Annotated in this window: 26 protein-coding genes and 3 pseudogenes; 8 read left to right on the plus strand and 21 right to left on the minus strand. The window is 71.3% G+C overall.

The window, feature by feature from the left end; genetic code table 11:
- Positions 1–5 precede the first annotated feature (5 nt).
- From AB0903_RS19525 to mshA, 3 genes are all read right to left on the minus strand, one after another.
- Positions 6–1,634 (minus strand): MFS transporter, encoded by a 1,629-nt coding sequence (locus AB0903_RS19525; RefSeq protein WP_366704376.1) that lies wholly within the window; start codon positions 1,632–1,634, stop codon positions 6–8.
- Positions 1,635–1,837: 203 nt separating this feature from the next.
- Entirely contained in the window at positions 1,838–2,338 is a 501-nt protein-coding gene (locus tag AB0903_RS19530) for a YbjN domain-containing protein (RefSeq protein WP_366704378.1), read from the minus strand.
- Between the two features lie 14 nt (positions 2,339–2,352).
- Positions 2,353–3,693, minus strand: coding sequence for a D-inositol-3-phosphate glycosyltransferase (mshA, locus tag AB0903_RS19535; protein WP_366704380.1), 1,341 nt, complete (start codon positions 3,691–3,693; stop codon positions 2,353–2,355).
- A gap of 557 nt (positions 3,694–4,250) precedes the next feature.
- Between mshA and AB0903_RS19540 the strand changes: the two genes are divergently transcribed.
- The 3 genes from AB0903_RS19540 (at position 4,251) to AB0903_RS19550 (ending at position 8,045) form a co-directional block, all read left to right on the plus strand.
- Complete coding sequence (locus tag AB0903_RS19540; RefSeq protein WP_366704382.1) at positions 4,251–5,036, plus strand: class I SAM-dependent methyltransferase; 786 nt, start codon at positions 4,251–4,253, stop codon at positions 5,034–5,036.
- Positions 5,037–5,410: 374 nt separating this feature from the next.
- Positions 5,411–6,517 carry an NlpC/P60 family protein gene (locus AB0903_RS19545; RefSeq protein WP_366704384.1) on the plus strand — a complete coding sequence of 369 codons (1,107 nt, stop codon included), beginning with the start codon at positions 5,411–5,413 and terminating at the stop codon, positions 6,515–6,517.
- A gap of 289 nt (positions 6,518–6,806) precedes the next feature.
- Entirely contained in the window at positions 6,807–8,045 is a 1,239-nt protein-coding gene (locus tag AB0903_RS19550) for a fused response regulator/phosphatase (RefSeq protein WP_366704386.1), read from the plus strand.
- A 102-nt stretch (positions 8,046–8,147) separates the two neighbouring features.
- On the opposite strand, the gene AB0903_RS19555 is transcribed toward AB0903_RS19550, so the two are convergent.
- The 4 genes and pseudogenes from AB0903_RS19555 to AB0903_RS19570 form a co-directional block, all read right to left on the minus strand.
- Positions 8,148–8,489 carry a DUF2516 family protein gene (locus AB0903_RS19555; protein ID WP_366704388.1) on the minus strand — a complete coding sequence of 114 codons (342 nt, stop codon included), beginning with the start codon at positions 8,487–8,489 and terminating at the stop codon, positions 8,148–8,150.
- A 120-nt stretch (positions 8,490–8,609) separates the two neighbouring features.
- Positions 8,610–9,233, minus strand: a complete 624-nt coding sequence (locus AB0903_RS19560) for a hypothetical protein (RefSeq protein WP_366704390.1) — start codon at positions 9,231–9,233, stop codon at positions 8,610–8,612.
- 30 nt (positions 9,234–9,263) lie between these two features.
- Positions 9,264–9,728 (minus strand): helix-turn-helix transcriptional regulator, encoded by a 465-nt coding sequence (locus tag AB0903_RS19565; protein ID WP_366704391.1) that lies wholly within the window; start codon positions 9,726–9,728, stop codon positions 9,264–9,266.
- 97 nt (positions 9,729–9,825) lie between these two features.
- Positions 9,826–10,200 (minus strand): annotated as a pseudogene (locus AB0903_RS19570) (DUF664 domain-containing protein); the annotation flags it as partial.
- Position 10,201: 1 nt separating this feature from the next.
- On the opposite strand from AB0903_RS19570, the pseudogene AB0903_RS19575 reads away from it, so the two are divergent.
- A pseudogene (locus AB0903_RS19575) lies at positions 10,202–10,498 on the plus strand (aminoglycoside phosphotransferase family protein); the annotation flags it as partial.
- Here the strand turns inward: AB0903_RS19575 and AB0903_RS19580 are convergent.
- The 3 genes from AB0903_RS19580 to AB0903_RS19590 form a co-directional block, all read right to left on the minus strand.
- Positions 10,489–11,391: an oxidoreductase gene (locus AB0903_RS19580; protein WP_366704393.1), complete on the minus strand. Its 903-nt coding sequence runs from the start codon at positions 11,389–11,391 to the stop codon at positions 10,489–10,491. The pseudogene AB0903_RS19575 and the gene AB0903_RS19580 overlap by 10 nt on opposite strands.
- Positions 11,392–11,592: 201 nt before the next feature.
- Positions 11,593–12,201, minus strand: coding sequence for a TetR family transcriptional regulator (locus AB0903_RS19585; protein ID WP_366704514.1), 609 nt, complete (start codon positions 12,199–12,201; stop codon positions 11,593–11,595).
- An 8-nt stretch (positions 12,202–12,209) separates the two neighbouring features.
- Entirely contained in the window at positions 12,210–13,154 is a 945-nt protein-coding gene (locus AB0903_RS19590) for a TetR/AcrR family transcriptional regulator (RefSeq protein WP_366704395.1), read from the minus strand.
- 166 nt (positions 13,155–13,320) lie between these two features.
- On the opposite strand from AB0903_RS19590, the gene AB0903_RS19595 reads away from it, so the two are divergent.
- Both AB0903_RS19595 and AB0903_RS19600 read left to right on the plus strand, forming a co-directional pair.
- Positions 13,321–14,373, plus strand: a complete 1,053-nt coding sequence (locus AB0903_RS19595) for an ATP-binding cassette domain-containing protein (protein WP_366704397.1) — start codon at positions 13,321–13,323, stop codon at positions 14,371–14,373.
- The gene (locus AB0903_RS19600; RefSeq protein ID WP_366704399.1) at positions 14,366–15,139 is read left to right on the plus strand and encodes an ABC transporter permease; all 774 of its coding nucleotides are present in this window, start codon (positions 14,366–14,368) and stop codon (positions 15,137–15,139) included. Before AB0903_RS19595 ends, AB0903_RS19600 begins: the two co-directional genes overlap by 8 nt.
- A gap of 112 nt (positions 15,140–15,251) precedes the next feature.
- On the opposite strand, the gene AB0903_RS19605 is transcribed toward AB0903_RS19600, so the two are convergent.
- The 3 genes from AB0903_RS19605 to AB0903_RS19615 form a co-directional block, all read right to left on the minus strand.
- Entirely contained in the window at positions 15,252–16,331 is a 1,080-nt protein-coding gene (locus AB0903_RS19605; RefSeq protein WP_366704401.1) for an aminoglycoside phosphotransferase family protein, read from the minus strand.
- An 88-nt stretch (positions 16,332–16,419) separates the two neighbouring features.
- Positions 16,420–17,274, minus strand: coding sequence for an HAD hydrolase-like protein (locus AB0903_RS19610; protein ID WP_366704403.1), 855 nt, complete (start codon positions 17,272–17,274; stop codon positions 16,420–16,422).
- A gap of 2 nt (positions 17,275–17,276) precedes the next feature.
- Positions 17,277–18,167 (minus strand): winged helix-turn-helix domain-containing protein, encoded by an 891-nt coding sequence (locus tag AB0903_RS19615; RefSeq protein ID WP_366704405.1) that lies wholly within the window; start codon positions 18,165–18,167, stop codon positions 17,277–17,279.
- Positions 18,168–18,445: 278 nt separating this feature from the next.
- Between AB0903_RS19615 and AB0903_RS19620 the strand changes: the two genes are divergently transcribed.
- On the plus strand, positions 18,446–18,634 hold the full coding sequence (locus AB0903_RS19620) for a hypothetical protein (protein ID WP_366704407.1): 189 nt from the start codon (positions 18,446–18,448) through the stop codon (positions 18,632–18,634).
- Positions 18,635–18,689: 55 nt separating this feature from the next.
- On the opposite strand, the pseudogene AB0903_RS19625 reads toward AB0903_RS19620, so the two are convergent.
- From AB0903_RS19625 to AB0903_RS19635, 3 genes and pseudogenes are all read right to left on the minus strand, one after another.
- Positions 18,690–18,959: pseudogene (locus tag AB0903_RS19625) on the minus strand (sterol carrier protein domain-containing protein); the annotation flags it as partial.
- Between the two features lie 92 nt (positions 18,960–19,051).
- Positions 19,052–20,032 (minus strand): asparaginase, encoded by a 981-nt coding sequence (locus AB0903_RS19630; protein ID WP_366704409.1) that lies wholly within the window; start codon positions 20,030–20,032, stop codon positions 19,052–19,054.
- Positions 20,033–20,097: 65 nt separating this feature from the next.
- Positions 20,098–20,706 carry an AmfC protein gene (locus AB0903_RS19635; RefSeq protein WP_366704411.1) on the minus strand — a complete coding sequence of 203 codons (609 nt, stop codon included), beginning with the start codon at positions 20,704–20,706 and terminating at the stop codon, positions 20,098–20,100.
- 169 nt (positions 20,707–20,875) lie between these two features.
- On the opposite strand from AB0903_RS19635, the gene dtd reads away from it, so the two are divergent.
- A complete protein-coding gene (gene dtd / locus AB0903_RS19640) occupies positions 20,876–21,313 on the plus strand; it encodes a D-aminoacyl-tRNA deacylase (RefSeq protein WP_366704413.1) in 438 nt (145 codons plus the stop codon).
- A 287-nt stretch (positions 21,314–21,600) separates the two neighbouring features.
- Here dtd and AB0903_RS19645 read toward each other — a convergent pair whose 3' ends face one another.
- The 5 genes from AB0903_RS19645 to AB0903_RS19665 all read right to left on the minus strand — a co-directional run bounded on the left by AB0903_RS19645 (position 21,601) and on the right by AB0903_RS19665 (position 24,665).
- The gene (locus AB0903_RS19645; RefSeq protein ID WP_366704415.1) at positions 21,601–22,572 is read right to left on the minus strand and encodes a folate-binding protein; all 972 of its coding nucleotides are present in this window, start codon (positions 22,570–22,572) and stop codon (positions 21,601–21,603) included.
- A 9-nt stretch (positions 22,573–22,581) separates the two neighbouring features.
- Complete coding sequence (locus AB0903_RS19650; protein ID WP_366704417.1) at positions 22,582–23,019, minus strand: transcriptional repressor; 438 nt, start codon at positions 23,017–23,019, stop codon at positions 22,582–22,584.
- Between the two features lie 107 nt (positions 23,020–23,126).
- Positions 23,127–23,699, minus strand: coding sequence for an FABP family protein (locus AB0903_RS19655; protein ID WP_366704419.1), 573 nt, complete (start codon positions 23,697–23,699; stop codon positions 23,127–23,129).
- A 245-nt stretch (positions 23,700–23,944) separates the two neighbouring features.
- Positions 23,945–24,163, minus strand: coding sequence for a hypothetical protein (locus tag AB0903_RS19660; RefSeq protein WP_366704421.1), 219 nt, complete (start codon positions 24,161–24,163; stop codon positions 23,945–23,947).
- 4 nt (positions 24,164–24,167) lie between these two features.
- Positions 24,168–24,665: a hypothetical protein gene (locus tag AB0903_RS19665; RefSeq protein WP_366704423.1), complete on the minus strand. Its 498-nt coding sequence runs from the start codon at positions 24,663–24,665 to the stop codon at positions 24,168–24,170.
- Between the last annotated feature and the right edge of the window lie 97 nt (positions 24,666–24,762).

Consider the following 24,762-nt stretch of genomic DNA (forward strand, 5'->3'; position numbering starts at 1 on the left):
GACCGTCAGGACGGCTCACCGTCGGCTCGGGTCGGCACAGCCGCCGGATGGCCCGTCACCCGTGTCCCCGGATGCAGCAGCGCGCACAGGAAGGCGAGGGCGAGCGCGATGGCCATCCCGTAGAAGACCCACTGGTTGGCTTCGGCGAAGTCCAGGCGGATGGCGTCCATCGAGTCGCGCATGAGCTGCGCCTGCTCGCCGCTGCCGGTCGGCGCCCGGTCGTCCGCGTGACCGGTGACCGCCTCCGCGATGCCCCGGCTCGCGTCCTGCGCGGCGGACTCCGGCACTCCCTTGGCCGCCAGGGTCTCGACCACGCGGTCGGTGGTGACGTGCGTGAGGACGGTGCCGAAGACCGCGATGCCGATCGCGGCGGAGAAGTTGCGGACGGTCTGGGTGATGCCCGTGACCTCCCCGTACGACGCGCCGATCGAGCGGTTGACCGCATCCGTGGAGGCCGGGGCGAGCAGGAAGCCGATGCCGGCGCCGGCGAGGGCCGCGTACGGCCACTGGTCGTGCATGGAAAGGTCGGTCAGTTTGTGCGCCCAGAGCGCGAAACCCACCGCGCCGAGCGCGGTACCGAGCTTCATCGCGGGCCGCGCGCCGCGTTTGTCCAGGATGCGGCCGCCCCACTGGGAGGCGATGCCGAAGCCCGCGAAGAAGTACAGAAGGAACAACGCGGCCTGATTGGGTGAGGCGCTCAGCGAGACCTGCGCGTACACGGACGCGAAGAAGAAGGCGGGGACGAAGGCGAGCATCGCGAAGAACAGCACCAGGATGTCGGCGGTGAACGCCCGGTCGCGGAACACCCGGAGGGTGATCAGCGGATGCTCCACCCCCAGCTCGTACCGGCAGAACACCGCGAGCACGACCAGTCCGCCGACGATGCACAGCCAGGTCGGGAAACTGCTCCAGCCCCATGCGGACGCCTGCTGGAGGCCCAGCACGCTCAGCCCCATGCCGACGGCGACGAACACGGCACCGGGGACATCGAGGCGTTCCCGGCGGGAGTCGCCCGGAATGCGGGCCATCGCCGTCAGTACGAGCGCGACGATAGCGACGGGCACGTTGACCCAGAAGATGGCACGCCAGGTCCAGCCGGTGAGCCAGCCGCCGAGCAGGGGGCCGAGGGCGGTCAGGGCGCCGGAGAGGCCGAAGAACAGGGCCAGTGCCCGCCCGCGCCGCTCGACCGGGAAGACGGCGATGACCACGGCGAGCGCGGCCGGGAACATCAGGGCCGCGCCGAGGCCCTGGGTGGCCCGGAAGATGATCAGCCAGGTCTGGGCGAAACCGGTCTCGGGCACGCTTCCGCACAGCACGGACGAGATGACGAACGTCAGGGTGCCGATCAGCACGATCCGGCGGTGCCCGAAAATGTCGGCCAGCCGCCCTCCGAGGGCGAAGAACGCCGCCAGCGAGAGCAGATAGGCGTTGACGACCCATTGCATGCCCGAGGAGGAGAGGCCCAGTTCGTTGATGATGCTGGGCGCGGCGATGGACACGATCGTCTGGTCGATGAAGGTCATCGACACCGCGAAGAGCATCGCCGCGAGCGCCAGCGTCTGGTTCGGCGCGCCGCGCGAAGAGACGGATGCGGTGCCCGCGCCGGCTCCGGACGGGGGCCGTTCGGTACTCATGATCCGAGTTTGGCCTCGAAGGGCCCGGCTCGCACATCCGGCCGATCCGAGGATGAATGACCACGTCGACAGCACAGGAGAAGGGAAGCGCCACGACTGTTGCCGGGGCGGGCCGGTTCGGCGGGACGCCGGGGCGGGCCGACTCCCCAGCCGCCAGGTCGGTTCCGTTCCCGAAGCGCCGGGTCGGTTCGGCGGGGCGCCGGTCAGTTCGCGGGGCGCTGGATCAGGCTCTTGAACGCGTCCAGGTTGCGGGTGGATTCGCCGCGCGAGACCCGCCACTCGTACTCACGGCGGATCGCGCTCGCGAAACCCAGCTCCAGCAGTGTGTTGAAGGAGCCGTCCGCCGCCTCCAGGATCGTGCCGAGCAGCCGGTCGAGTTCGTCGGGTGTGACCACGGACAACGGGAGTTTGCCCACGAGATAGATGTCGCCGAGGGAGTCGATCGCGTAACTCACCCCGTACAGCTTGAGGTTCCGTTCGAGCAGCCAGCGGTGGACGGCCGCGTCGTTCTCGTCGGGGTGGCGGACGACGAAGGCGTTGACGGAGAGCGAGTGCTTGCCGACGAGGAACGAGCACGTCGTCGAAAGCTTCCGGGTACCCGGGAGTTTGACCACGTAGGAGCCGGTGTCCGGGCTCTCCCACTCGAGGTCCGCGTCCGTGAAGGTCTGCTCGATGACCCGGGTCACCTGCTGCACGTCAGACATGGGGCGAGCGTACGTCAGTGGTGGGCGGCCCGGGTGCGGCGGCGGTGCTCGTACATGGCCGCCTGATAGACGTCCGCCGTCGTCGACGCCGCCGTGTCCCAGCCGAACGACTGGGCGTGCCGGGCAGCGGCCGCGCCCATCCGGTCCGTCAGCAACGGGTCCCGTACGAAGCAGGCCAGCACGTCTGCGTAGTGCGCGGGGTCGTGTCCGGGCACCAGGAAGCCGGTGCGCTCGTCGCGGACGGCGACCGGGAGTCCGCCGACGGAGGCCGCGATCACCGGCGTTCCCGCCGCCTGGGCCTCGATGGCGACGAGGCCGAAGGACTCGCTGTACGAGGGCATGACCAGCACGGAGGCGGCCCGGAACCAGTCCGCGAGCCGCTCCTGGTCGACCGGCGGCCGGAAGTGGACGACGTCCGCGATGCCGAGCCTGGCCGCCAGCTTCTGGAGACCTTCGGGCTTGGCGAGGCCGCTGCCGCTGGGGCCCCCGACGACGGGCACGAAGATACGGCGGCGCAGTGACGGGTCGCGCTCCAGCAGGGTCGCCACGGCACGCAGCAGGATGTCGGGGGCCTTCAGCGGCTGTATACGGCCTGCGAAGACGGGGATGAACGCCTCCTGCGGGAGCCCGAGGCGGGCCCGGGCGGCGGCACGGCCGTCCGCGGGGCGGAAGAGGTCCAGATTGACGCCCGGGTGGACGACGGCGACCTTCGCCGGGTCCGCGTCGTAGAAGCGGACGAGTTCGCCGGCCTCCTCCGCCGTGTTGGCGATCAGCCGGTCCGCGGCGTTCACGATCTGGGTCTCGCCGATCACGCGCGTGGCCGGCTCCGGGGTGTCGCCCTCCGCCAGCGCGGCGTTCTTGACCTTGGCCATGGTGTGCATGGCGTGCACGAGCGGGACGCCCCACCGTTCGGCCGCGAGCCAGCCGACATGGCCGGAGAGCCAGTAGTGGGAGTGGACGAGGTCGTAGTGACCGGGGCGGCGGGCCGCCCACGCCTGCATCACGCCGTGCGTGAAGGCGCACAGCTGGGGCGGCAGGTCCTCCTTGGCCAGGCCCTCGTAGGGGCCGGCGTCGACATGCCGTACGAGGACGCCCGGTGCGAGCTCCACGACGGGCGGCAGCTCGCCGGTGGTGGCTCGGGTGAATATCTCGACCTCGACGTTGATGGCGGCGAGGCGCTTGGCGAGCTCGACGATGTACACGTTCATGCCGCCCGCGTCGCCCGTGCCCGGCTGGTGCAGGGGGGAGGTGTGGACGCTGAGCATCGCGACCCTGCGCGGCTTGCGGTGGCCGCCGGGGAAGCGGATACGCGGTGCCATCCGGCTGCTGCCGAGGCGGGACACGTACTGGCTCACGGCGGCGGTCCTCTCGCTGCGGGCACGGCTAGGTGCGGGGCAGGCGGTCCCGCACGGTCTCACAACAGCGGAGGGGTGACTTCCATTTCCGGCTGCAGCCACTTTGCCAAATCATTACCGTCAGCCGGCCATGCCGCCCCTTGCGCACGTGGCGGCGCCGCCGGTCCCCGGGGCGTCCGCTCGCGGGTGGCTCCACCACTCCCGGACTTCCGCCCGCCTTGTCGCCGGGAGCCCGGCGACAAGGCGGGCGGCGGCGACGCGGCGGACGGGCGCGCCCGCAGCGGCCGGGGCGTACGGCCGGCTCCCGCCGGGAGCGGGCCCGGCAACGGCCCGGGCCGGCAGCACCGGCGGTGACGGCCGAGCACGGATGGCGATGACCAGGCACCGTCGGTGACGACCGAGCTCTGATGGCGGGGCGAGTAGCCGGCGGTGACGACCGAGCGTTGACGGCGGGGCGAGTAGCCGGCGGTGACGACCGAGCGTTGACGGCGGGGCGAGTAGCCGGCGGTGACGTCCGGGTCCGCTGTGCGCCGGTCCGACCACATACCCTCGCTGCCATGAACCGCCCCGTCGGCACCGCGACCCGCGGGACGACCAACCCCAACCGGCTCCGCCGAATGGACCGCTGGATCGCCCATGCGCACGGCCCTGCCCTGCGCCGCGCCGACTCGGCGCCCGTCGCCGTCGACCTCGGATACGGCGCGGCCCCGTGGACCGCGGTCGAACTGCTGCGGCGGCTGCGTACAGCGGATCCGCGGTGCCGAGTCGTCGGCATCGAGATCGACCCGGCCCGGGTCGCGGCCGCCGAGCCGTACGAGCGCGACGGGCTCACCTTCCGCCACGGCGGCTTCGAGGTGCCGACCGCGGACCGGCCGGTGCTCATCAGGGCGGCCAACGTGCTGCGCCAGTACGACGAGTCCGAGGTCGCCGACGTGTGGGCACGGCTGTGCGGCAGGCTCGCGCCCGGCGGGCTGCTGGTCGAGGGGACGTGCGACGAGATCGGGCGGCGGCACGTATGGGTGGCGCTCGGCCCGGAGGGGCCGCGGACGGTGACCTTCGCGACCCGGCTCGGTTCACTGGACCGCCCCTCCGATCTCGCCGAGCGGCTGCCCAAGGCGCTCATCCACCGCAATGTGCCGGGCGAGCCGGTGCACGCCTTCCTACGGGACTTCGACCGCGCGTGGGCGGCCGCTGCGCCGTACGCGTCGCTCGGCGCGCGGCAGCGCTGGATCGAGGCAGTGACGGATCTGGCGGGTACCTGGCCGCTGACGGACGACCGGAGGCGGTGGCGGCAGGGCGAGGTCACGGTGGAATGGGCGGCAATTGCTCCGAATGCAGAATGAAAGTTCCTTTTCCCGTCCGGAGTCCCACGCGGACTCCCGGGCGCACAGGCGGCCGTCCGCCCCGCGTGCCGCTCCACCCCACCCCACGCCCACCCCCACTCCGCCCCGCTCCAACCACGATCGGGTGAACCGACCGAACACGGGAACGCACAAGACGCATTGCTCGTCAGTGGAGTAGGAGAGATCAGCGGGCGCGCTGCGGGGTGGGGCGATCCATGGGGGATGATCTGCGTGCCGAACTGCCGATCGACTCTGTCACTTTTGCGTGCGTCATGACACCATCACGACGTCACTTACAAGTTACTGACGGTTAATCACATTCGGATGCCCCCGCACGGCGGCCGGATGCCAGGCGTTCGCCCGAAGGGGGAGTCGTGAACCGACGCCACTGTGCCACTGCCGCGATCACACTGGTCTGCGCTCTGACGCTGCTGACGTCTCCCGGGCCGGCCTTCGCGGCCCCTGAGCCGGCCCCGACGACCCCGGCGTCCGTCACGCAGCCGAACGCACCCGCGCCGCCCGCTCCCCCGGCTTCCCCCGCGCCGAACGCGTCACTCGAGGAGGTCCGCCTCGAGATCGACGCCCTGTACCGCAAGGCGGCCTCCGCGACCGACGCGTACAACCTCGCGGAGGAACAGACGCAGCAGCAGTCGGCCGAAATCGTGAAGCTGGCACAGGAAATGGCCAGGGGCCAGGCCAGGATCAAAGAGCTGAAGGACCGGGCGGGCGCCGCCGCCCGCGCCCAGTACCGCGGGGGCGGCCTGCCGCCGGAGGCGCAACTGGCGCTCGTCGACGACCCCCAACTCTTCCTCGACGGCGTCGGCCGTATCCAGCAGGGCCAGAAGGCCACCCAGGACCTGATCACAGAGCTGACCCGGACCCAGGCCGATCTGGCCACCTACACCAAGGACGCCAGCACCCAGTGGGAGCGGCTGGAAGCCAATCGCGCCAAGAAGGAAAAGGCAAAGAAGGAGATCAAGGAGAAAATCGCCGCGGCCAAGAAGATCGAGGACCGGCTCGAGAAGGAGGAGCTGGCACGGCTGCGGCAGCTGGAGCGGCAGGCGCAGCACAAGGCCCAGGCGGCCTGGCTGGGTTCGGGCATCCTGAAGGGCGTCGGCGGCACCGCGAGCGAACAGGGCCGCAAGGCAGTCGAGTTCGCGACGCGGCAGCTCGGCAAGCCCTATGTGTGGGGCGCCGAGGGCCCCGGCTCGTACGACTGCTCGGGGCTCACGTCACAGGCGTGGGCCGCGGCGGGACGGGGCATCCCCCGCACCTCGCAGGAGCAGTGGCGGCTGCTGCCCCGGATCGACATCAAGGACCTGCGGCCCGGCGATCTGATCATCTACCACTCGGACGCCAGCCACGTGGGCATGTACGTCGGCAACGGCGCGATAATCCACGCGCCCCGACCGGGCAGGAACGTGACCGTCGCCGGCGCCGGCTCCATGTCCATCCTCGGGGTCGTACGCCCCGACAGGTGACGTGGACCGCCGAGGAGCCGTCCACCGCACGGCGGTACGGCCCGCGTGACCCGCGCCACGCGGAGACCGGGGCAATAGGGACGCGCCGGGTGATGTTCGTCATGAGAGGTCCGGCAACTACGCCCTCATGCGCGGCATATGCCAACGGCTCTTCACTGATCGCCATTCCGTTCGGCCGCCCCGTACCGCTATGGTCCCGGTCATGAGGGCACCTCCCGGGCGCAGCCCTGGGGGAGGGACGTCGATCGTCTCCCTGCCCACCCTCGGGGGGAGGGAAGGAACAGCACCGATGCCCGTACCCGTACCGCGACAGAGGAGCGTTCCCGTCGCGGAGAGCGCCCCCGGCGGATCCGGCGGCGACCTGACGCTTCTGGTCGTCGAGGACGACCCCGCGGGCACCCTGAGCGTCCCCGAGCTGCTGGACGACACCGGCACGCGCGTCCGGGTCCGCACCGCACGGAATCTCACCGAGGCGGAGCGGCTGCTCACGGACGACGTGCACTGCGTCATCGTCGATCTCGCGCTGCCCGGCCGCGCGCAGGACGACGCCCTCGGCGCACTCAAGCACGTACTGCGCCTCGCACCCCGGCACGCCGTACTTGCGCTGACCGGGTCCGGTGACGCGGAGCTGGCGGCCGAGGCGGTACGGATCGGCGCCCAGGACCACCTCGTACGCGAGGAACTCGACGGACGCCTGCTGACCCGCGCCGTGCGGTACGCGGTGGAGCGCAAACGCGCCGACACCGTACAGGTCAAACTCGCGGAGTCCCGGCTGCGCGCCCAGGAGAACGCCCGCCTGGAGCGCGGGCTGCTGCCCACCCCCCTGCTGGAGGGCTCGGACCTGCGCTTCGCCGCGCGCTACCGCCCCGGCCGCTCCCGCGCACTGCTCGGCGGCGACTTCTACGACACCGTCCGCACCCCGGACGGCACGGTCCACGCCATGATCGGCGATGTCTGCGGCCACGGCCCCGACGAGGCCGCACTCGGCGTGGAGCTGCGCATAGCGTGGCGGGCGCTGACATTCGCCGGCCTGTGCGGCGACGACCTGCTCTCCACGCTCCAGCAGGTGCTGGAGCACGAGCGGGAGAGCGAAGAGATCTTCGCGACCCTCTGCACCGTGGACATCGCGCCGGACGGGCGCCGGGCCGGGCTGTACCTGGCAGGCCACCCCACCCCGCTGATCGCCCGCCACGGCCGTGCCGCGCAGCTGCTGCCCTACGACGACGGCGGCCCGGCACTCGGCCTGCTGCCGCGGGCCCGGTGGCCGCGCCGACAGGTGGAGCTGGGCAGCGCCTGGAGCCTGATGATGTACACGGACGGGCTCATAGAGGGTCGTCAGGGTCCGGACACGAAGCAGCGCCTGGGGCAGGAGGGCATGGTCACGATGATCGACCGGCAGCTCGCGGCCGGCCTGGAGGGCGAGGCGCTGCTGGAGGCGGCCGTCGGTGAGGTACGCGAACTCAACGGCGGTGACCTGACGGACGACGTGGCGGTGCTGCTGCTCAGCCGGAGCGGCACCCGCCACTGACCCGGACCGGCGCGCCTACCGGACCGACGCGCCGACCAGCCACCAGCCACCAGCCACGGGAACGGCGCCGACCGAACGGCGCCGACCGCCGAGATGTACGGGTTACCGTCCGCCGTTGTAGGGGCCGTACGGGCCGTCGCTGCTGGAGCCGCCACGACGCGGGCCACCGCCTCCGGTGACCTGCTGCAGGGCGGGGCGGACGTCGACGAAGAACACGATCGAGGCGATCAGTCCCGCGATCGACAGGAACAGCATGGGGATGAACAGGTTCACCGCGACCGCGACGCCGAGGATGACCATCCAGAACGGCTTGGTCTTCTTGTCCGCGGCCCGGTAGGCGTCCTCACGGGCCAGGGCGGCCATGACGAACGCGGCCACGGACGTGACGAGGAAGACCAGATTGACGATCAACATGAGTCCGAAGTCGAAGTTCTCAGCCAGCATCCTCAGCACCGCCTAGTGAGTGGTTGGTGTGACCTTGCCCCGCGGCCAAGGTACCTCCGTGGGGCACCCATGCGCGATGAACGTGCCGGACGCCGCGTCACCGCGGCGCCCGCGCTTCGCTCACTTCGCGGCCGGCGGCGTGCTCTTCTTGGCGGCCGGCTTGCGCGCCGTGGTCCTGCGGGCGGCCGGCTTCTTGTCCTCGGCGGCCTTCGGCTGCGCGACCGTCGCGTCCCCGGTCCCGGCTGCGGGCTCCGACGTCGCACCCTTCGCCGACACGGACTCCGGCTCGGACTTCGGCTCGACGGCGACGGCGATCTCGGTGATCTCCTCCGCCGCCTCGCCGCGCCACGCCCGCACGGTCTGCTCACCGTGCTCGGCGACCTTCTCGTACGTCTCACGGGCCTTGACCGCGTACTCGGCTGCCACGCCGACGCCACGCAGCGCCAGGTCCTGAGCGCTCTCGCCGAACTTCTTCAGGTCGGTGTCGAAGGACCCGATCACCTCGGCGACCTTGGCCTGCATGGTGGCCTGCGCCTCCTTGGCCTGCGTGGTCACCTTCTCCTGCACGGCCTTGGGGTCCGTGTTGCGCACGGCGTCGATCCGGGCCGGGGCCTCGGCGGCGAGCTGCTCGATCAGCACCGGCACCTTCCTGGCCTGCTGAACGGCGAGGTCGGCGGTACCGGCCGCGAAGTAGAGAGGGGTCGGGTCGGTGAGGGTCTTACGCAGGTCATCGGTGATGGCCATGACTGTGGTCCTCCCGGAACGCAGATCGGTTCATTTCGTGTTCGGTCCGGCATCGCCCGGCTCGTCGGCCGTGCGGGGGCCGTCGGCGGCGGTGTCCAGGGCGATGTCCTGGGCAGTGCCCTCAGGCACGTCCGCGGCATCGGCGGCCTCGAGCCCGTTCTCCTTGCGAAAGGACTCGTAGATCTGCAGAAGCACCTGCTTCTGCCGCTCGTTGATGGAGGGATCGGCAAGGATGACGGCACGCGTCTCCAGCTCGTCCCTCTCCTGTTCGTCGAGGATCCCGGCCCGCACGTACAGCGTCTCCGCGGAGATCCGCAGGGCCTTGGCGACCTGCTGGAGGACCTCCGCGCTCGGCTTGCGCAGCCCGCGCTCGATCTGGCTCAGATACGGGTTGGACACCCCGGCGGCATCGGCGAGCTGCCGCAGGGACAGCTGCGCGGTGCGCCGCTGTTCGCGGAGGTACTCACCAAGATTGCCGACGTTGAGCGATGCCATGTGGTCATGGTGCCCGGCAGGCGCTAACTTTTGCAAGCACCTGCTTGCAAAAGTGTTCCTCGCAACACCGCGCGGGCTTACGGTCCAGCTACCGGCGTCACCCTCTCCGGGCGGATTCGCGAGCCACGCGTTCCAGGCTGCTGCGGTGGTGCTCCCACCATGCCGGGTCGCCCGTCGGCATGCTGTCGTTGTCCTTTCTCATCCCCACGGCACCGTCTGTGAGCTCGCGGAGAATGTCGGCCTGTCCAGCATGCCGTTGCGCGTCGGCGATCACGCGTACCACGGCATGGTGCAACGTCACCCCGTCCCTGCCGGTCGGCCACCACGGCACCCTGCCGGTCGTGTCCAGGGGCAGCGCGGCGATCGTCGCGTCCGCGTGCGCCCACGCCCGGTGGTAGAGCTTCACGATGTCCTCGCGTGACTCGTCGGCGGTGACCCACATGTCCGCGTTGGGCTCGGCACCGTCCGCGAGGACCTCATGGGGCCCGGCCGACCTCGACGTGGCCCACTGCTCGACCGCGCTCGCCCTGCTGCACGGCCCGGACGAGGGCATGCGCTTCGCGGACCGGTACGCCGCCGAGGGCGGCCGGCTGTCCCGCGACCCGGCCGCCCACCTCTACTGGCGCATGCCGGACGCGCTCGCCTTCGCCCCCGACGCGGAGAAACTCGCCGCCCCCTGGCGGGAATGCGGCCGCACCGACCTGACCGCCCCGCTGCTCGCCCGCCGCCTCGAGGACTATCTCGAAGCCCTGCTCCGTCGCTACGGCTGAGCCTCCCCGCTTGCCGACGTCAGCAGGGCCATCTCGTCGTCCGAGAGCCGCAGGGCACCGGCTGCCACGTTCTCCGCCAGGTGGGCCGGGTTGCCGGTGCCCGGGATCGCCAGCACGTGCGGGCCGCGCTGCAGGGTCCAGGCGAGCCGGACCTGCGCGGGAGTGGCGCCGTGGGCGCGGGCGACCGCGAGGACCTCGTCGCTCTCCGTACCCCTCACGCCGGCCTCGCGCCCCGCGCCCGCGACGGCGAAGAACGGCACGAACGCCACGCCCTGTTCACCGCAGGCGTCCAGGAACGCGTTGTGTTCGGGCGAGGCCCCCACCCCGAACGGGTTCTGTACGCAGACCACCGGAGCGATGGCCCGGGCCTCCGCAAGGTGCCGGGGTCTGACGTGGGAGACGCCCAGGTGCCTGACAAGTCCTGCGTCCCTCAGTTCGGCGAGCGCCCCGAAGTGGTCGGCGAGAGAGCCGTTCTCCTGGCTCCGAGGCATGCGCAGGTTCACCACGTCGAGGTGGTCGCGGCCGAGTTGCCGCAGGTTCTCCTCGACCTGGCCGCGCAGTTGCTCCGGTCTGGCCCACCACCACTGCCCCGAGGTGTCCCGGCCCGGCCAGACCTTGGTGGCGATGACGAGGTCGTCCGGGTACGGCGCGAGCGCCCGGTTGATCAGCTCGTTGGCGGAGCGCGTCGAGGAGAAGTAGAACGCGGCGGTGTCCATGTGATCGACCCCGAGCTCGACCGCCCGCCGCAGCACGGCGACGGCCCGGTCCCGGTCACTCGGACTGCCGTCCGCCTTCGCCGTAAGCCGCATCGCGCCGAATCCGATCCGGTTGACCTTGAGGTCGCCCAGCGTCCAACTCCCGGCCGCCGCCGCGTCGATCTTCTGCGAAGTCATCCCGGGATGATGGCATGAGCCCCGTCGCCGCACCGACCGGATCACACGTCGCCGCACCGAACGGAGCCGGTGGCAACGAGGAACGGCGGCAACGGGCAAGCTGCGGAGGCGTCGAGGCGTGCGACCGCGCCGGTGAACACCCCGTACAGCGGTGCGGTCACACGACTCCGCCACGGCGATCGCCGCCGGATCGGCGACGGTTCACAGAACACCGGCGCGCAGCTGCGCGAAGCCCAGCTCCGCCGCCGCCACCGCGTCCGGCGCCACGTCGTCCGCACGTTCGCCCGCCTCGATCCGCCGCCAGTTCTCCTCGGCGAGGATGCGCTGCACGGCCACGATCTGACCCGCCGCGAGCCGCGCGGCAAGCCCCTCCGTACCCGCCCCCCGCAGCGCCTGCACCAGCGCCTGCTCGGACCTGCCCCGATAGGCGTGGAGCCGCGCCACCAGGCTCGGCGTGCCGTAGAGCAGCCGATGGAAGGCGAGTACGCCCGGTTCGTCGTTCAGGCCGGTCACCGGGTCGCGTCGCGACAGTCCGTCGAGGAAGTGGCGGCGCAGGGCGTCGAGCGGCGCGATGCCGGCCGCCCGGGCCGCGACCACACGGGCGGCCTCGTCCTCGTGATCGGCGAACCGGTGCAGTGCCAGATCCTCTTTCGCGGGGAAGTAGCGGAACAGTGTCGGCTTCGAGACGTCCGCCGCGGCCGCGACCTCGGCGACGGAGACGGCGTCGAAGCCCCGTTCGAGGAAGAGCGCGATCGCGGCGTCCGAGATCGCCCGGTACGTGAGGCGCTTCTTGCGCTCCCGCAGCCCCATCCCGCCGTTCACGCCGCACCGCCCTCCTCGTGCACGGCGCCGCCGCGCCTGGGGCCGCGATTCACCCCGGCGCGGTCCGCCCCGGCGCGGTCGGCCTTGCCGCGGTCCGCCCCGTCGCCCCGGCCTGCACGGTCGGCCCCGTCGCCCCGGCCGTCGCACGCTTCGCCGCCGCCCCGGGCGCGCCTGCCGATCAGCACGCCAACCCCGTCCAGCAGGCGCTCCAGGCCGAAGAGGAAGTCGAAGTCCTGCGTGTCCGGTTCGTACATCACCTTCGACTCGAGCAGTCGGGCGAGAGCCGGATAGCGCTGGGGGTCCGCCAAGCGCTCCAGGGTCTGTGCGTAATGTCGCATGACGGCCTCCGGCGGCTCACCGCTCGCCGCGATCGCCGCATCCAGATCCGCCATGAGCATGGCCTCGTTGCGCACGAAGCCGCCGACCAGCAGGATCACCGAGATCTTCTCGGCCTCGTCGAGGCCGGTGTCGGCCAGGGCGGCGAGGCCACGGTCCCACCAGGCAACCGAATTGGGGGTGGCCGGCGGGCCGGAGATGGGGATGCGCAGCATCCACAGGTTCCGGTGGAACACCTCCCGCTGCGCCCGGGCCCACGCCGCCAGCGCCTCGCGCCAGCCGGTCCCCGGAGGCGGCGGCGCAGGGGGCAGGCCGACGGCCTCCTCCTGCATCAGGATGTAGAGCTCGTCCTTGGCGGCGACGTACCGGTACAGGGACATCGTCGAGACGCCCAGTTCCTTGGCGACCCGCCCCATGGAGACAGCGCCGATCCCTTCGGCCGACGCGAGAGCGACGGCGGCCGCGACGATCCGCTCGATGCCGATCCCCGGTTTGGGGCCCTTGCCCGGCCGTTCCCTCAGCCCCCACGCCGCCTCGATGCTCGCAGGCAGCCCGGTGCCGGTCCGCGCACCTCCCGGGCCGCGCCCGCGTCCGTCGCCCGCCATTGCCTCCGCCGCCCTCTGACCGCCGACCACCGGCCACCGTCTTGACGACCGCCGTCCTGGTGTCGCCCGCACCCTCTGGTGCTTGACTCACATCCTAGTTATGCGTAAGCCTTACGCAGTAGCGCGTATCTCATACACAGAAGGTACGCGGAAGGAGTCCGCCGCCATGAGCACTCACCAACCGCCGCCCTCCGACACCACGAAACCGGCGACCACCGTGCCGACCCGCGAGGCGGCCGCCGGGGCGGCCCGCGAGGCGGCCGCCGCGTCGACCGCCGGGGCGGCCGTCGAGGCGCAGGGCCTGCGCAAGTCCTACGGAAAAGTCACCGTGCTCGACGCTCTGGATCTCGTTGTCGAGCGCGGCAGCGTCTTCTCCCTGCTCGGACCGAACGGCGCCGGCAAGACGACGACCGTGCGGATCCTCGCCACCCTCGCCGCCCCCGACGCCGGAAGCGCCCGGGTCGCCGGACACGACGTGACGGCCGACCGCGACCGGGTACGCCGGGCCATCAGCCTCACCGGCCAGTTCGCGGCGGTCGACGAGAAGCAGACCGGCGAGGAGAACCTCCGCATGATGGGCCGCCTCAGCGGCCTGTCACGCCGGGCCGCCCGCCACCGCGCCGCCGAGCTGCTCGAACGCTTCGACCTCACCGGCGCCGCCCGCCGCCTCGCGGCGACGTACTCCGGCGGTATGCGCCGTCGGCTGGACCTCGCCGCCGGGCTCGTCGGCGAACCGGAGGTCGTGTTCCTCGACGAGCCGACGACGGGTCTCGACCCGCGCAGCCGCCAGGAGCTCTGGCAGGTGGTGCGCGACCTCTCCGCCCGCGGCACCACCGTCCTCCTCACCACCCAGTACCTGGAGGAGGCCGACCGGCTGGCGGACCGCATCGCCGTCATGGACGGCGGCCGCATCGTCGCAGAAGGCACGGCGGCGCAGTTGAAGGCCATGGTCGGCGGCCACCGACTGGACCTCGTCTTCACCGACCCGGCCGCCTACCGGCGGCACAAGGGCCGGGCCGCGCACCGCGCGCCGGAGACCCTCACCCTCGGCGTACCGACGGACGGCTCGGCCGCCCTCGTCCGCGCCCTGCTCGACGAGATCGACCCGGACCGGCGGGACGTGGCCCGCTTCTCCCTGCACACGACGACGCTCGACGACGTGTTCCTTTCCCTCACACGTACCGGCACGCGCCGCCAGGAGGAGACCACCCATGCCTGAGTCCCCCGGTTCAGCCGGCCTCCTGACCCCCGCCCTCACCATGACCGGCCGCTGCATCCGCCTCAGCCGCCGCGACGTCGACTCCGTCATCACCTCGATGATGCTCCCGGTCATGCTGATGCTCGTCTTCGTCTACTTCCTCGGCGGAGCGATCAACACCGGTGCGGAGTACGTCGACTACGTCGTGCCCGGCATCCTCGTCCTGTGCGCCGCCTTCGGCTCGGCCGGCACGGCTGTCCGCGTGAGCGAGGACATGAAGGGCGGCATCATCGACCGCTTTCGCTCCCTCGACGTGGGCGGTACGTCGATCCTGGCGGGCCATGTCGTGGCGAGCACCGTACGCAACCTCTTCTCGACCGCGCTCGTCCTCGGCGTCGGCCTCCTCATCGGCTTCCGCCCCTCGGCTCCGCCGGCCGGCTGGCTCGCCGCCGGGGGCGTCCTGGTCGTGTTCCTGATCGCGCTGTCCTGGCTCTCCGCGGCGGTCGGCCTCCTGGCGAAGACACCGGAGGCGGCGGCGGGCTTCACCTTCTTCATGATGTTCCTGCCCTATCCGAGCAGCGCGTTCGTCCCCATCGAGACGATGCCGACGTGGCTCCACGGCTTCGCCGACCACCAGCCGGTCACCCCGCTGATCACATCCCTCCGCGGACTCCTCCACGACCAGCCGGTGGGCTCCGCGCCCTGGCTGGCGCTGGCATGGTGCGGTGGAATCCTCGCGGTGGCGGTGGCGCTGTCGGGAGTGCTGTTCCAGGCGCGTACGGCGTGAGACCGGCACTCCTGTCGCACGTTCACGCCCCTGCCCACGCTCCCGCCGCGGCGTCGCGCCCGCCGACACTCCTGTCGCACGTACCCGCCCTGCCCCCGCTCCCGCCGCGGCCTCACGCCCCGCCGGCGGTCTCGGCCAGCGCCTGCGCTATCCGCCGCCTGCTCGGCACCCGCCGGGTGCCGAGCGGTCTGCGCGCCGCCCGCATGACGGACTCGATCCCGGCCACCACCCGGTCGCGTCCCCCCTTGTCGGGGCAGCGCGAGAAGTCCGACGCCAGTCTGATCACATCGATGTGGACCGACTGCAACCGCTCGAAGTCGCGATACACCCTCAGCGCCCGGCGATGACCGGCGAGCGCGGCAGGGTTCACCTGGCGGAGGGCCGCACACCAGACCCGGTGCGCGGCCCGCCGTTCCGCCCACGTCGCGTACCGCATTCGGGACAGATGCGATGCCAGCTCGTACACGGGGTCGCCGAGCAGGGCGAGTTCCCAGTCGATCAGCGAGAGCCCGCCGTCGGGCCCGACGATCAGGTTGCCGCGGTGGATGTCGGTGTGCAGCAGCACGAAAGGGCGCTCACCCAGCGGGTGTGCGCGCTCCAGCAGCCGGGCGAAGACACCGTCCGGGACCCGGAGCGCGGCGAACAGGGCCTGATGGTTCTTGCCGTGCCGCCCCTTCACCTCGCTCTCCGTGAACTCGACGAGCGTACGCAGGAAGCCGGCGCAGTCGCCGTCCTCCGGCCAGTCGTCGGGGCAGGCGGGCAGCGTAGCCGGCGGTACCGTGGCCAGCTGCCGGAAGATCTCGCCGAGCGCGTCGATGTACGCGCGCCCGACCGGGGCGTCACGGCCCGCCAGCTCGGCGAGCGACCGGCCTTCGGCGAACGAATGCACGGTGAAACCCGGCCGGTCGGCGAGCACCCGGGGACTGCCCCTCACCCGGCCGCGGATGGCGCCGAGTACCTCTCCCTCGGGCCATATCCGTAAGTTGAGCTGCGCGGCCTCGGTGATCGGGGTCCGGAATTTCACGATCGTGCCCGCGGGCAGCGCGACGGACCGTGCCGGGCCGGGAGGCAGCCGCACGCAGTGATTACGGTGGTAGTAGCCGGCGAGCGGAGCGCCTTCAGCGGCTGTCCGGTACAGCGAGACCCAGGTGTCCACGACACGGTCGGAGTCGCTGCGCGCTACATCGGGCATGCGGCTCCTGCGCTCTCAGGTCCGACGACACCGGCGGCGGGCCGTCCCCGACCGCCGATCAGCTTCATACCCAGCAGTAGCCAGAGGCTCAAACCCGCCGCGCCGCAACAAAGTCCGGAAGCAGGGATGTCATGTCGGGCACGGCGTGCGCCACCTCGACCGGCTCCGGACGGCGCCATCTGCCCTCGTCGGGGTGGACGCCGAGGAACGGCATGCCGACGCGTTGCGCCGCGCCCGCGTCCGCCCGCGAATCACCGACCATCACGCTGTCGACGGGACGCACGCCACTGCCGTGCAGCACATGAAGCAGCCCGAAGGGGTCCGGCTTCATCAGCTCCGGAGCGTCGGGCCGGCCGACGACACCGGCCGTGATGTGCTTCTCGAGGTCGTGCCGCTTGAGGAAGGTCTGCACCGCCAGTTCGCAGTTGTTGGACACCACGGCCATCTCTTTGCCCAGGCCGGTCAGTTCCTCCATCAGCGCCGCGGCTCCCGGCATGCGCGCGGCCGACTCCGCGGCCGCCACCTCCTCGGCGTCCAGCCGCTCCTTGACGGCGGTCACCAGGCCGGGCGCAGTGTGCCGGTACGTGGCGTGGATCCGGGTGAAGACGACGAGCGGATCAGCCAGGCCGGTGGCACCCGCGCCGTGGCAGGCGTCGGAACCGGCCAGCTCGCGGAGCCTCTCCGCGATCCTGTCGGCCGGGCTGCGGACGAACAGGTCGCACACGATCTTGTCGAAGTCCAGGACCACCAGCGAAGCCCCGGAGAGCAGGACCCACGCCGGGTTCCGGTCGTCGCCGCCGGCACCGGTGCCGGTTCCCGTTCTGGCGTCGGTGTCCCCGACGGCGTCGGCGCCGGCGCCGGTGTGGGCATGGGGGTCGGTACCGGTATTGGTGTCGGCGTCGGTGTCCGGGGCGGTGTCGGTGTCGGTGTCGGTGGGGGGCACGATCAGTCGCCGAAGTCCGCATCCTGGGCCAGCAGGTCCCAATAGGAGTCGAAGAAGGTCTGCGCCGTCTCCACCTTCAGTGCCTGGTCAGGCTTGGAATACGGAAAGAGCGTCGCGCCGAGCCCGAGGGAGTTGAGGGTTGTGCCCTCCTGCTCCTCGCCCTCGACCGGGTCGGGATCCGTGCCCTCCAGGGTGTAATAGCCCTCGAGCAGCAGATCCTTGTTCAGCAGATACATCTTGCCGGTCGGCGTGAGCGGCACGGTCCTGATCCGGACCGAGACCTCCGGTACCAGCCGCTGCCGCTTCAGGGTACGCAGCTCGTACCGCACCGACCTGGAGCACTGGATCAACGTGTCACGGTGTCGCTGCCGCGGCCGTTCGTCGTCCGGGTCGGCGAGTGCCGCGGGGAAGGCGAGTCTGATCTTCGGGTCCGGAACCATCAGACGCAGCGAGATGCTCTGCGGCCGGATCACCCCGTCGTGGATCCGGGTGATCTGCGCTCCGAGGTGCCGGTTCATCGTCTCCGAGGTCAGGGAGAACACGTCCAGGGTGATGTGATCGGCCTCGAACGCGGCCTGCAGGTGGGGGCGGAGCGTCTCGAGCGCCGGGAGCGCGGGGGCGGACGGCCGCTGCGGGGGCAAGCCCTCGGACCGCTCCTCGGCGGGCAGGACACGGGCCCCGCTGCCCTGGCGCGACTCGATCAGACCTTCGTCCCTCAGCAGCCGCAAGGCCGTGGTGACCGTCGCACGGGACACGTCGAAGTCGTCCACCAACTGCCGCTGTGTGGGCAGCAGTCTGCCGACTCGGTACACACCGTCGCGGATCCGGGCCCTCAGCTCCTCCGCGACGTACTCGTACTTTCTGCTGCCCTCTGCTTGTCCGCGTGTTGCCACACCACCACCGTACAACTACACCGAGTGCGGCCGTAATTGACTTGTCGCCGTCGACAGGACCGATCCGGCTCCGGCGAGCGGCCAACCCTCAGCCAACCAACCGTCCGATAGTCATACAAGTTTACCGACACGTAGCCAACGGGAAGACAAGTCATATGCCAACCAGTCAGATTTGTATGGGAGTTGGCAGCTCGAGCGAATTTCCACGGGGCGCCCTGGCCGGTGACAACGGCGTACGGGCAGAAGGCGCTCCCCGCCCTTTTGAAGGAGGGGACCCCATGCCTGTGATCGCACTCGTACTCGCAACCCTCACCCTCGGCTTCGAGCAGCTCGTCCAGTGGAAGTACGGCGCCATGGGCGTGGTGGGTCTGGCCATGCTGACCATCGGGCTGAAGGCCCGGAGCGCCACCTGCACGGCCATCGGCTCGATCATCCTCGTCCTGCTGCTGACCCAGCCGGGTCAGTGACCCGGAGGAGCGAGGACCAGCGCCCCGGGAACAGCACCGGCCCGCCGGCCGTCGCTCAGAACACGTCCGGGCACCACGGCCGCCGCGCCGTGCGGAACAGCGTGTCCGCCAGGGCGACCGCGCCCGGACGGTGTTCGTCGACACGGCCGAGGGCCCCGAGGCGCGTCGCGGGCTCGTCGCCCAGACAGAGTGTCGCCAGGCCCTGCACGTCCGGCGTCAGATCCGGTGACTGCGACGTGGGCACGCAGGCCGTGCCGGACGGGGTCGCGTCCAGGCGGTAACGGCCGGAGGCGAGGGACGAGGAGTCCCGGACGTCGAGGACGAGGTTTCTCCACGAACCCGCGTCCGGTTGTCCTTTTCCACGGACCCCGCGGAGCCCACAGACCCCACGGACCCCACGGACCCGCGACGGCTCAGTCAGAACGCCGCTCGGATCGAGCCCACCTCCACGCCACCGCCGAGCAGCGGCATGTGTCCGATCCGGTCGACCACGGGCGCGTCGACGCCCATCAGCCGCAGCGTCCGCGCCAGTACCGGGCCCAGCGCCCGGATCGCGCCGTCGTCGATCTTGAAGGCAAGAGCCCGCCCGTCGGGCAGGGCGACCGCCTGCACCGCCTCGGCGCCCATCTTGGAGAGCGTGCCGGGCACCTCGCGCATCAGCCAGGTGTCCGGGCGGCGTGTACCGGCGACGTACTCGGGGTGGGCGCGCATCGCGTCCGCGACGCGGCGCTCCGCCGAGCCGGGCTCGGCGAGCACGAAGTGCCGGAAGGCGCGGGCCAGGCCGGTCAGCGAGAGGGCCATCAGCGGCGCACCGCAGCCGTCCGTGCCGACCGCGGCGACCGGTTCGCCCGCGGCCTCCTCGACCACCCTGCGGACCAGCTGCTGGAGCGGGTGCGCGGGATCCAGGTAGTTCGTACGGTCCCAGCCGTTCACCGCGCAGGCCGCCAGCATGGCCGTGTGCTTGCCGGAGCAGTTCATGGTGACCTTGTCCCGCACCTGGCCGGAGGCGAGGTACGTCTCGGCCTCCGCCGGGTCCAGCGGCAGGTCCGGCGGGGTCTGCAGTTCGTCCGCCGTGAGTCCGTGTCCGGCCAGCATCTTCCGTACGAGTTCGAGGTGGAAGCCCTCGCCGGAGTGGCTGGCCGCGGCGAGCGCCAGCCGCTCACCGTCGATGTCGAGACCGGCGCGCAGCACGGCCGCGGCCTGCATCGGCTTGTTGGAGGAGCGGGGGAAGACGGGCAGTGCGGGGTCACCCATGGCCGACTCCACGCTGCCGTCGGCCGCGAGGACGACCAGCGAGCCCCTGTGGTGGCCCTCCACGAAGCCCGAGCGGACCACCTCGGCGAGAACCGGCGGCGCCGACGGTATGACGGTGGGGCTGGAGGAGGACATGGAGGACATCGGCGGCCTTCCGGGACAGGGACCCGCGCCGGAGGCCGCTTCGGCCGGGGAGACCCGGGCAAGCCTCAGGTGAGCAGATCGTCGACTTGTGCTTCGCCTTCACGGTACCTGCGGGCGATCTCGGCACTGCAATCGTCGGCGGTCCGCTGCAACAGCCGGCGGCGGTGCGAGACCTGCTCCTCGTAGCCGAGCAGCCTGCCCATCGCCGACCGCAGCTCCTCGTCCGTACGGGCCTCGAGGTCGGAGAGGCCGACCTCGTCCAGCATCTCGGACGCGAGCCGCCGGTACTCCTCCCCGTGCGGCGTGGACAGTGTGACGTGGCGGGCGGATGAGCCTCGCCGGGAGGGTGCGTCGGCGAGGAACAGCCGGTCGCCGACCAGCCGGTCGACCACCGTGCCGGCCGCCCCCGGGTCGCTGCGGCGGGCCAGCTCGGCCCGCAGGATGTCGACCCGGCCCTGGACCAGCCTCCGCACGTAGCTCAGGTCGGCCTCGTCGCGCTGCGAGTCGCGGCGCAGTGTGCGCAGCTCGGGCAGGCGCAGGGCGGCGAGATCGTGCTGCGGGTGCCCGGGCAGCTCCGCGCCGCTGCGCTGCCGCGGCGGGCGTGCCGTCCCGACGCCCGGCGGCAGACTGATCGGTACGGGACCGAGCGACTGCCCGGCGCCAGAAATGGTCATGTGCGTATGTCCGTCCCCTCGACCGGTGCACGGGCTCCCCGGGCCCGAAGGGCCGAGGGGTTTGCACCGCCTTGGTGCATGGTGCCACTCCGATACGTCCCGACGCAGGCACTCTGCACCCGTTCGGCCCTGAACGGCGGCCCGGACGGGTCCCGATAGGTTGCTCTCCATGCGAGCAGTGGTACAGAGGGTGGACGGCGCGAGCGTCGTCGTCGCCGGTGAGTCGGGACCGGAGACCGTCGGTGAGATTCCCGGCGAAGGGCTGTGTGTGCTGGTGGGGGTCACCCACGAGGACACCAAGGAGAAGGCGGCCCAACTCGCCAGGAAACTATGGTCGGTTCGTATGCTCGAGGACGAGAAGTCCTGCTCGGACGTGGACGCGCCCCTGCTGGTGATCTCGCAGTTCACCCTCTACGGGGACGCCCGCAAGGGCCGTCGCCCCACCTGGAACGCGGCGGCGCCCGGTCCGGTGGCCGAGCCGCTCGTCGACGAGGTGGTGGCGCAACTGCGGGCGCTGGGCGCGCAGGTCGAGACGGGCCGGTTCGGAGCGAAGATGCGGGTCTCGCTCACGAACGACGGCCCGTTCACCGTGCTGATCGAGGTCTGAGGCGCACCGCCGGACGCGGGCCTCGCGCCCACACCCCCACACCGCCGGACGCGCGCCTCGCGCCCACACCCACACCCACACCCACACCCACACCCACACCCACACCGGACGCGGGCCTCGCGCCACACCCCCACACCCCCACACCGCCGGACGCGGCCCGAGCAGGCTCGCGCCGGAGCCGCCCGGCTCGGGGGCCGCGGCGAAACCACCGGGGCGCTCCTGCCCCCGGCCGCGGCGAAACCGCCGGGCGCGAGTTCTGCCCCCGGCCGCGATGGAACCGCCCGGGCTCAGGGCTCGACGACCGCCTCCTGGGCGGCGGCCGTGTCCCCGGCCCGCAGCTCGGCGTCCACCGGCACGTTCCGCTTCACCAGCGCGAGCGCGATCGGGCCCAGCTCGTAGTGGCGGGCGGATGTCGTGACGAAGCCCAGCTGGCGGCCCTCCTCGCCCTCGGAGGCGAGCCGGACGGGGGTGCCGGGCACGGGCAGGTGCACCTCGCTGCCGTCCAGGTGCAGAAAGACCAGACGGCGCGGCGGCTTCCCCAGGTTGTGGACGCGCGCCACGGTCTCCTGACCGCGGTAGCAGCCCTTCTGCAGATGCACGGCACTGCCGATCCAGCCCAGCTCGTGCGGGATGGTGCGGTGGTCGGTCTCGAAGCCGAGCCGCGGCCGGTGGTTCTCCACCCGCAACGCCTCGTACGCGAGGATTCCCGCGGCCGGACCGGACCGGGCGGCGTACGACTCGAGATCGGCGCGCGGCAGGAACAGGTCGCGGCCGTACGCGGTCTCCCGTACGACGACGCCGTCCGGCACCTCGGCGATGGACCCGGCGGGCAGATGGACGACGGCGAAGTCGTCGGTGCGGTCCGCGACCTCGGCCTTGTAGAAGAACTTCATCGACTCCAGGTAGGCGAGGAGCGCCTCGCGCGTGCCCGGTTCGACGTGCGCCCAGACCGTCTCGCCGTCGTCGACGAGGTACAGCGCGTGCTCGATGTGGCCGTGCGCGGAGAGGATCAGTGCTTCCGTGGCCTGTCCGGCGGGCAGCTCGCTCACATGCTGGGTGATCAGCAGATGCAGCCAGCTCAGCCGTTCCTCGCCGGTGACGGTGATGACACCGCGGTGCGACAGGTCGACGAAGCCCTTGCCGTCGGCGAGGGATCGCTGCTCACGGAACAGGTCGCCGTAGTGGGCGGCGACCCCTTCGTCACGCCCCTCGGCGGGGACCGCGCCGGGCAGGGACAACAGAGGGCTGGTCGGTGACATGGCCCCAGCCTACGACTCGGCCTGCGCCGCCTTCACGGTGCAGTCGCGGCAGCGGCCGAAGATCGCGAAATGCTTCATGTCCGTCTCGAAGCCGAACGTGTCGCGGAGCTTCGCGGTGAAGTCCGCGGCGATCTCGACATCCGCCTCGATCACGTCCGTGCAGTCACGGCACACCAGATGGAGGTGGTGGTGCCGGTCTGCGAGGTGGTAGGTGGGCGCACCGTGCCCGAGATGGGCGTGCGAGACGAGGCCCAACTCCTCGAGCAGCTCCAGCGTCCGGTAGACGGTGGAGATGTTCACCCCGGACGCCGTCTTGCGCACCTCGCCGAGGATGTCGTCCGGAGTGGCGTGCTCAAGGGTGTCGACGGCCTCGAGGACAAGCTGGCGCTGCGGAGTCAGCCGGTAACCGCGCTGCCGCAGATCACTCTTCCAGTCGGTGCTCACCACGTCCCCAGTGTAGGCAGCCGGTCCCCGCCCCGTCCGGCTGCCCGCCCGAAGTGGGGACCCGCTCGGAAGCGGGACCTGCCGGAAGAGGGGCCTACTTGAAGAAGGGTCTACTTGAAGAAGGCGATGCCGTCGTCGGGGAGGTCGCCGAGGTCCTTGGCCCACGACTCGACCTGCTCGGGCGTGACGACCTTCTTCAGGTGTGCCGACATGTACGGACGCAGCGGCACCTCGGGGGTGGCCTTCTCGCCGACCCACATCAGGTCGCTCTTGACGTAGCCGTACAGACGCTTGCCGCCGCTGTACGGGCCGGAGGCCGCGGTGCGCGCGACGGCGTCGGTCGCCAGGTCGATCTGCGGCTTCTGGTCGGCGAGCTCGCCGTACCAGATCTCCACGACACCCTCGTCGCGGACCATGACGACCTCGACCTTGCGGTCCTTGTCGATCCGCCAGTAGCCGCTCTCGCTCTCCAGCGGCTTGACCTTGTTGCCCTCCGTGTCGAGGACCCAGGAGTGCGAGACGTACTCGATGAAGTCCCGGCCGTCGTGGCTGAAGGTCACGGACTGGCCGAAGTTGCACTTCTCGGCGCCGGGGAAGTCGGAGACACCCGCGCCTTCCCAGGTGCCCAGCAGGAACGCGAGGGGGACGAGGTCCGGGTTCAGGTCGGACGGGATCTCGATCATGAGCAGCTCTGTCGATCTCTAGGGGTCGAGTGGTGCGGGAGGCTGGAGACTACCGCTGGCCCTGGTACAGCTTCTTCACCGTCAGACCTGCGAAGGCGAGGACACCGACGCAGACCAGAACCAGCAGGGCTTCGAAGAAAACGATCACGGGGTGCTCCTCGAATGAGCGTGAAGGCAATAGCGGGCCGGACCCCAGCTTAGTGCGCCGCATTCCGGCCCGTTCCGCGAGGTCGCCCTCGCGTCGATCAGCCGAGCAGCTGGTTCTGCAGGACCACGGTCTGGTGGAAGGGGACGAGCGGCGCGACGCCCTTACGGGAGACCACGACCAGGGCGATCGTGTCACCGGCCGTGATGTACGCGTGCCGGACGTGGACCGGGCCGCGGGGTTCGGCCTCGTCGTACACGTAGCGCTCGATGGACGTGACCCTCGCCTCACGGCCGTAGTCCCCGTCGAACGAGGACATCTCCTCAGTCCCCGTCGAACGAGGACACCTCCTCGACGCCGGTCGGCCGCACCGTCGTGTCGGGAGCCCCACCCAGCTGTCTCCCGAAGAAGTGTCCGGCGAGCGCCGAGGTGTGGAACCGCAGCAGGAAGATCCGTGCCGACGTGCCGTCCGGCATCGACCAACCGCGCGCCGCGATGTGGCGCAGGCCGCCCTCGGTCAGATGCTCGCGCAGCCCCTCGCGGTCGTCAGCGGCGTACTCGCCGAGATACCGGTCGACCGGCACCCGGCTGCGCTCGCCGCCCAGGTCCGGGTCCGGGCTGCAGCGTGGTCCGGCCGCGACGGCGTACGGCAGTCGGCCCGTCGGGTGCCGGTGGCGCCTCGGGTACCGGGTCCGGGTCCGGGTCCGGGTGCCGGTGGCGCCTCGGGTGCCGGGTCCGGGTCCGGGTCCGGGTGCCGGTGGCGCCTCGGGTGCCGGGTCCGAGCCCGGGTCCGGCGGCACGTTGCCGGCGTGCGTACCCAAATGGGCCCCCTGAGACCTGAGGCACGGATTCCGTATCCGCGCCCACGTGCAGACCGCGGCCGGACCACCAGGGTTGTAGCGCCGGGCATTACAGTTC

Origin of the sequence: Streptomyces sp. NPDC048389 (assembly GCF_040706335.1) — a bacterium.
Lineage (GTDB): Bacteria > Actinomycetota > Actinomycetes > Streptomycetales > Streptomycetaceae > Streptomyces.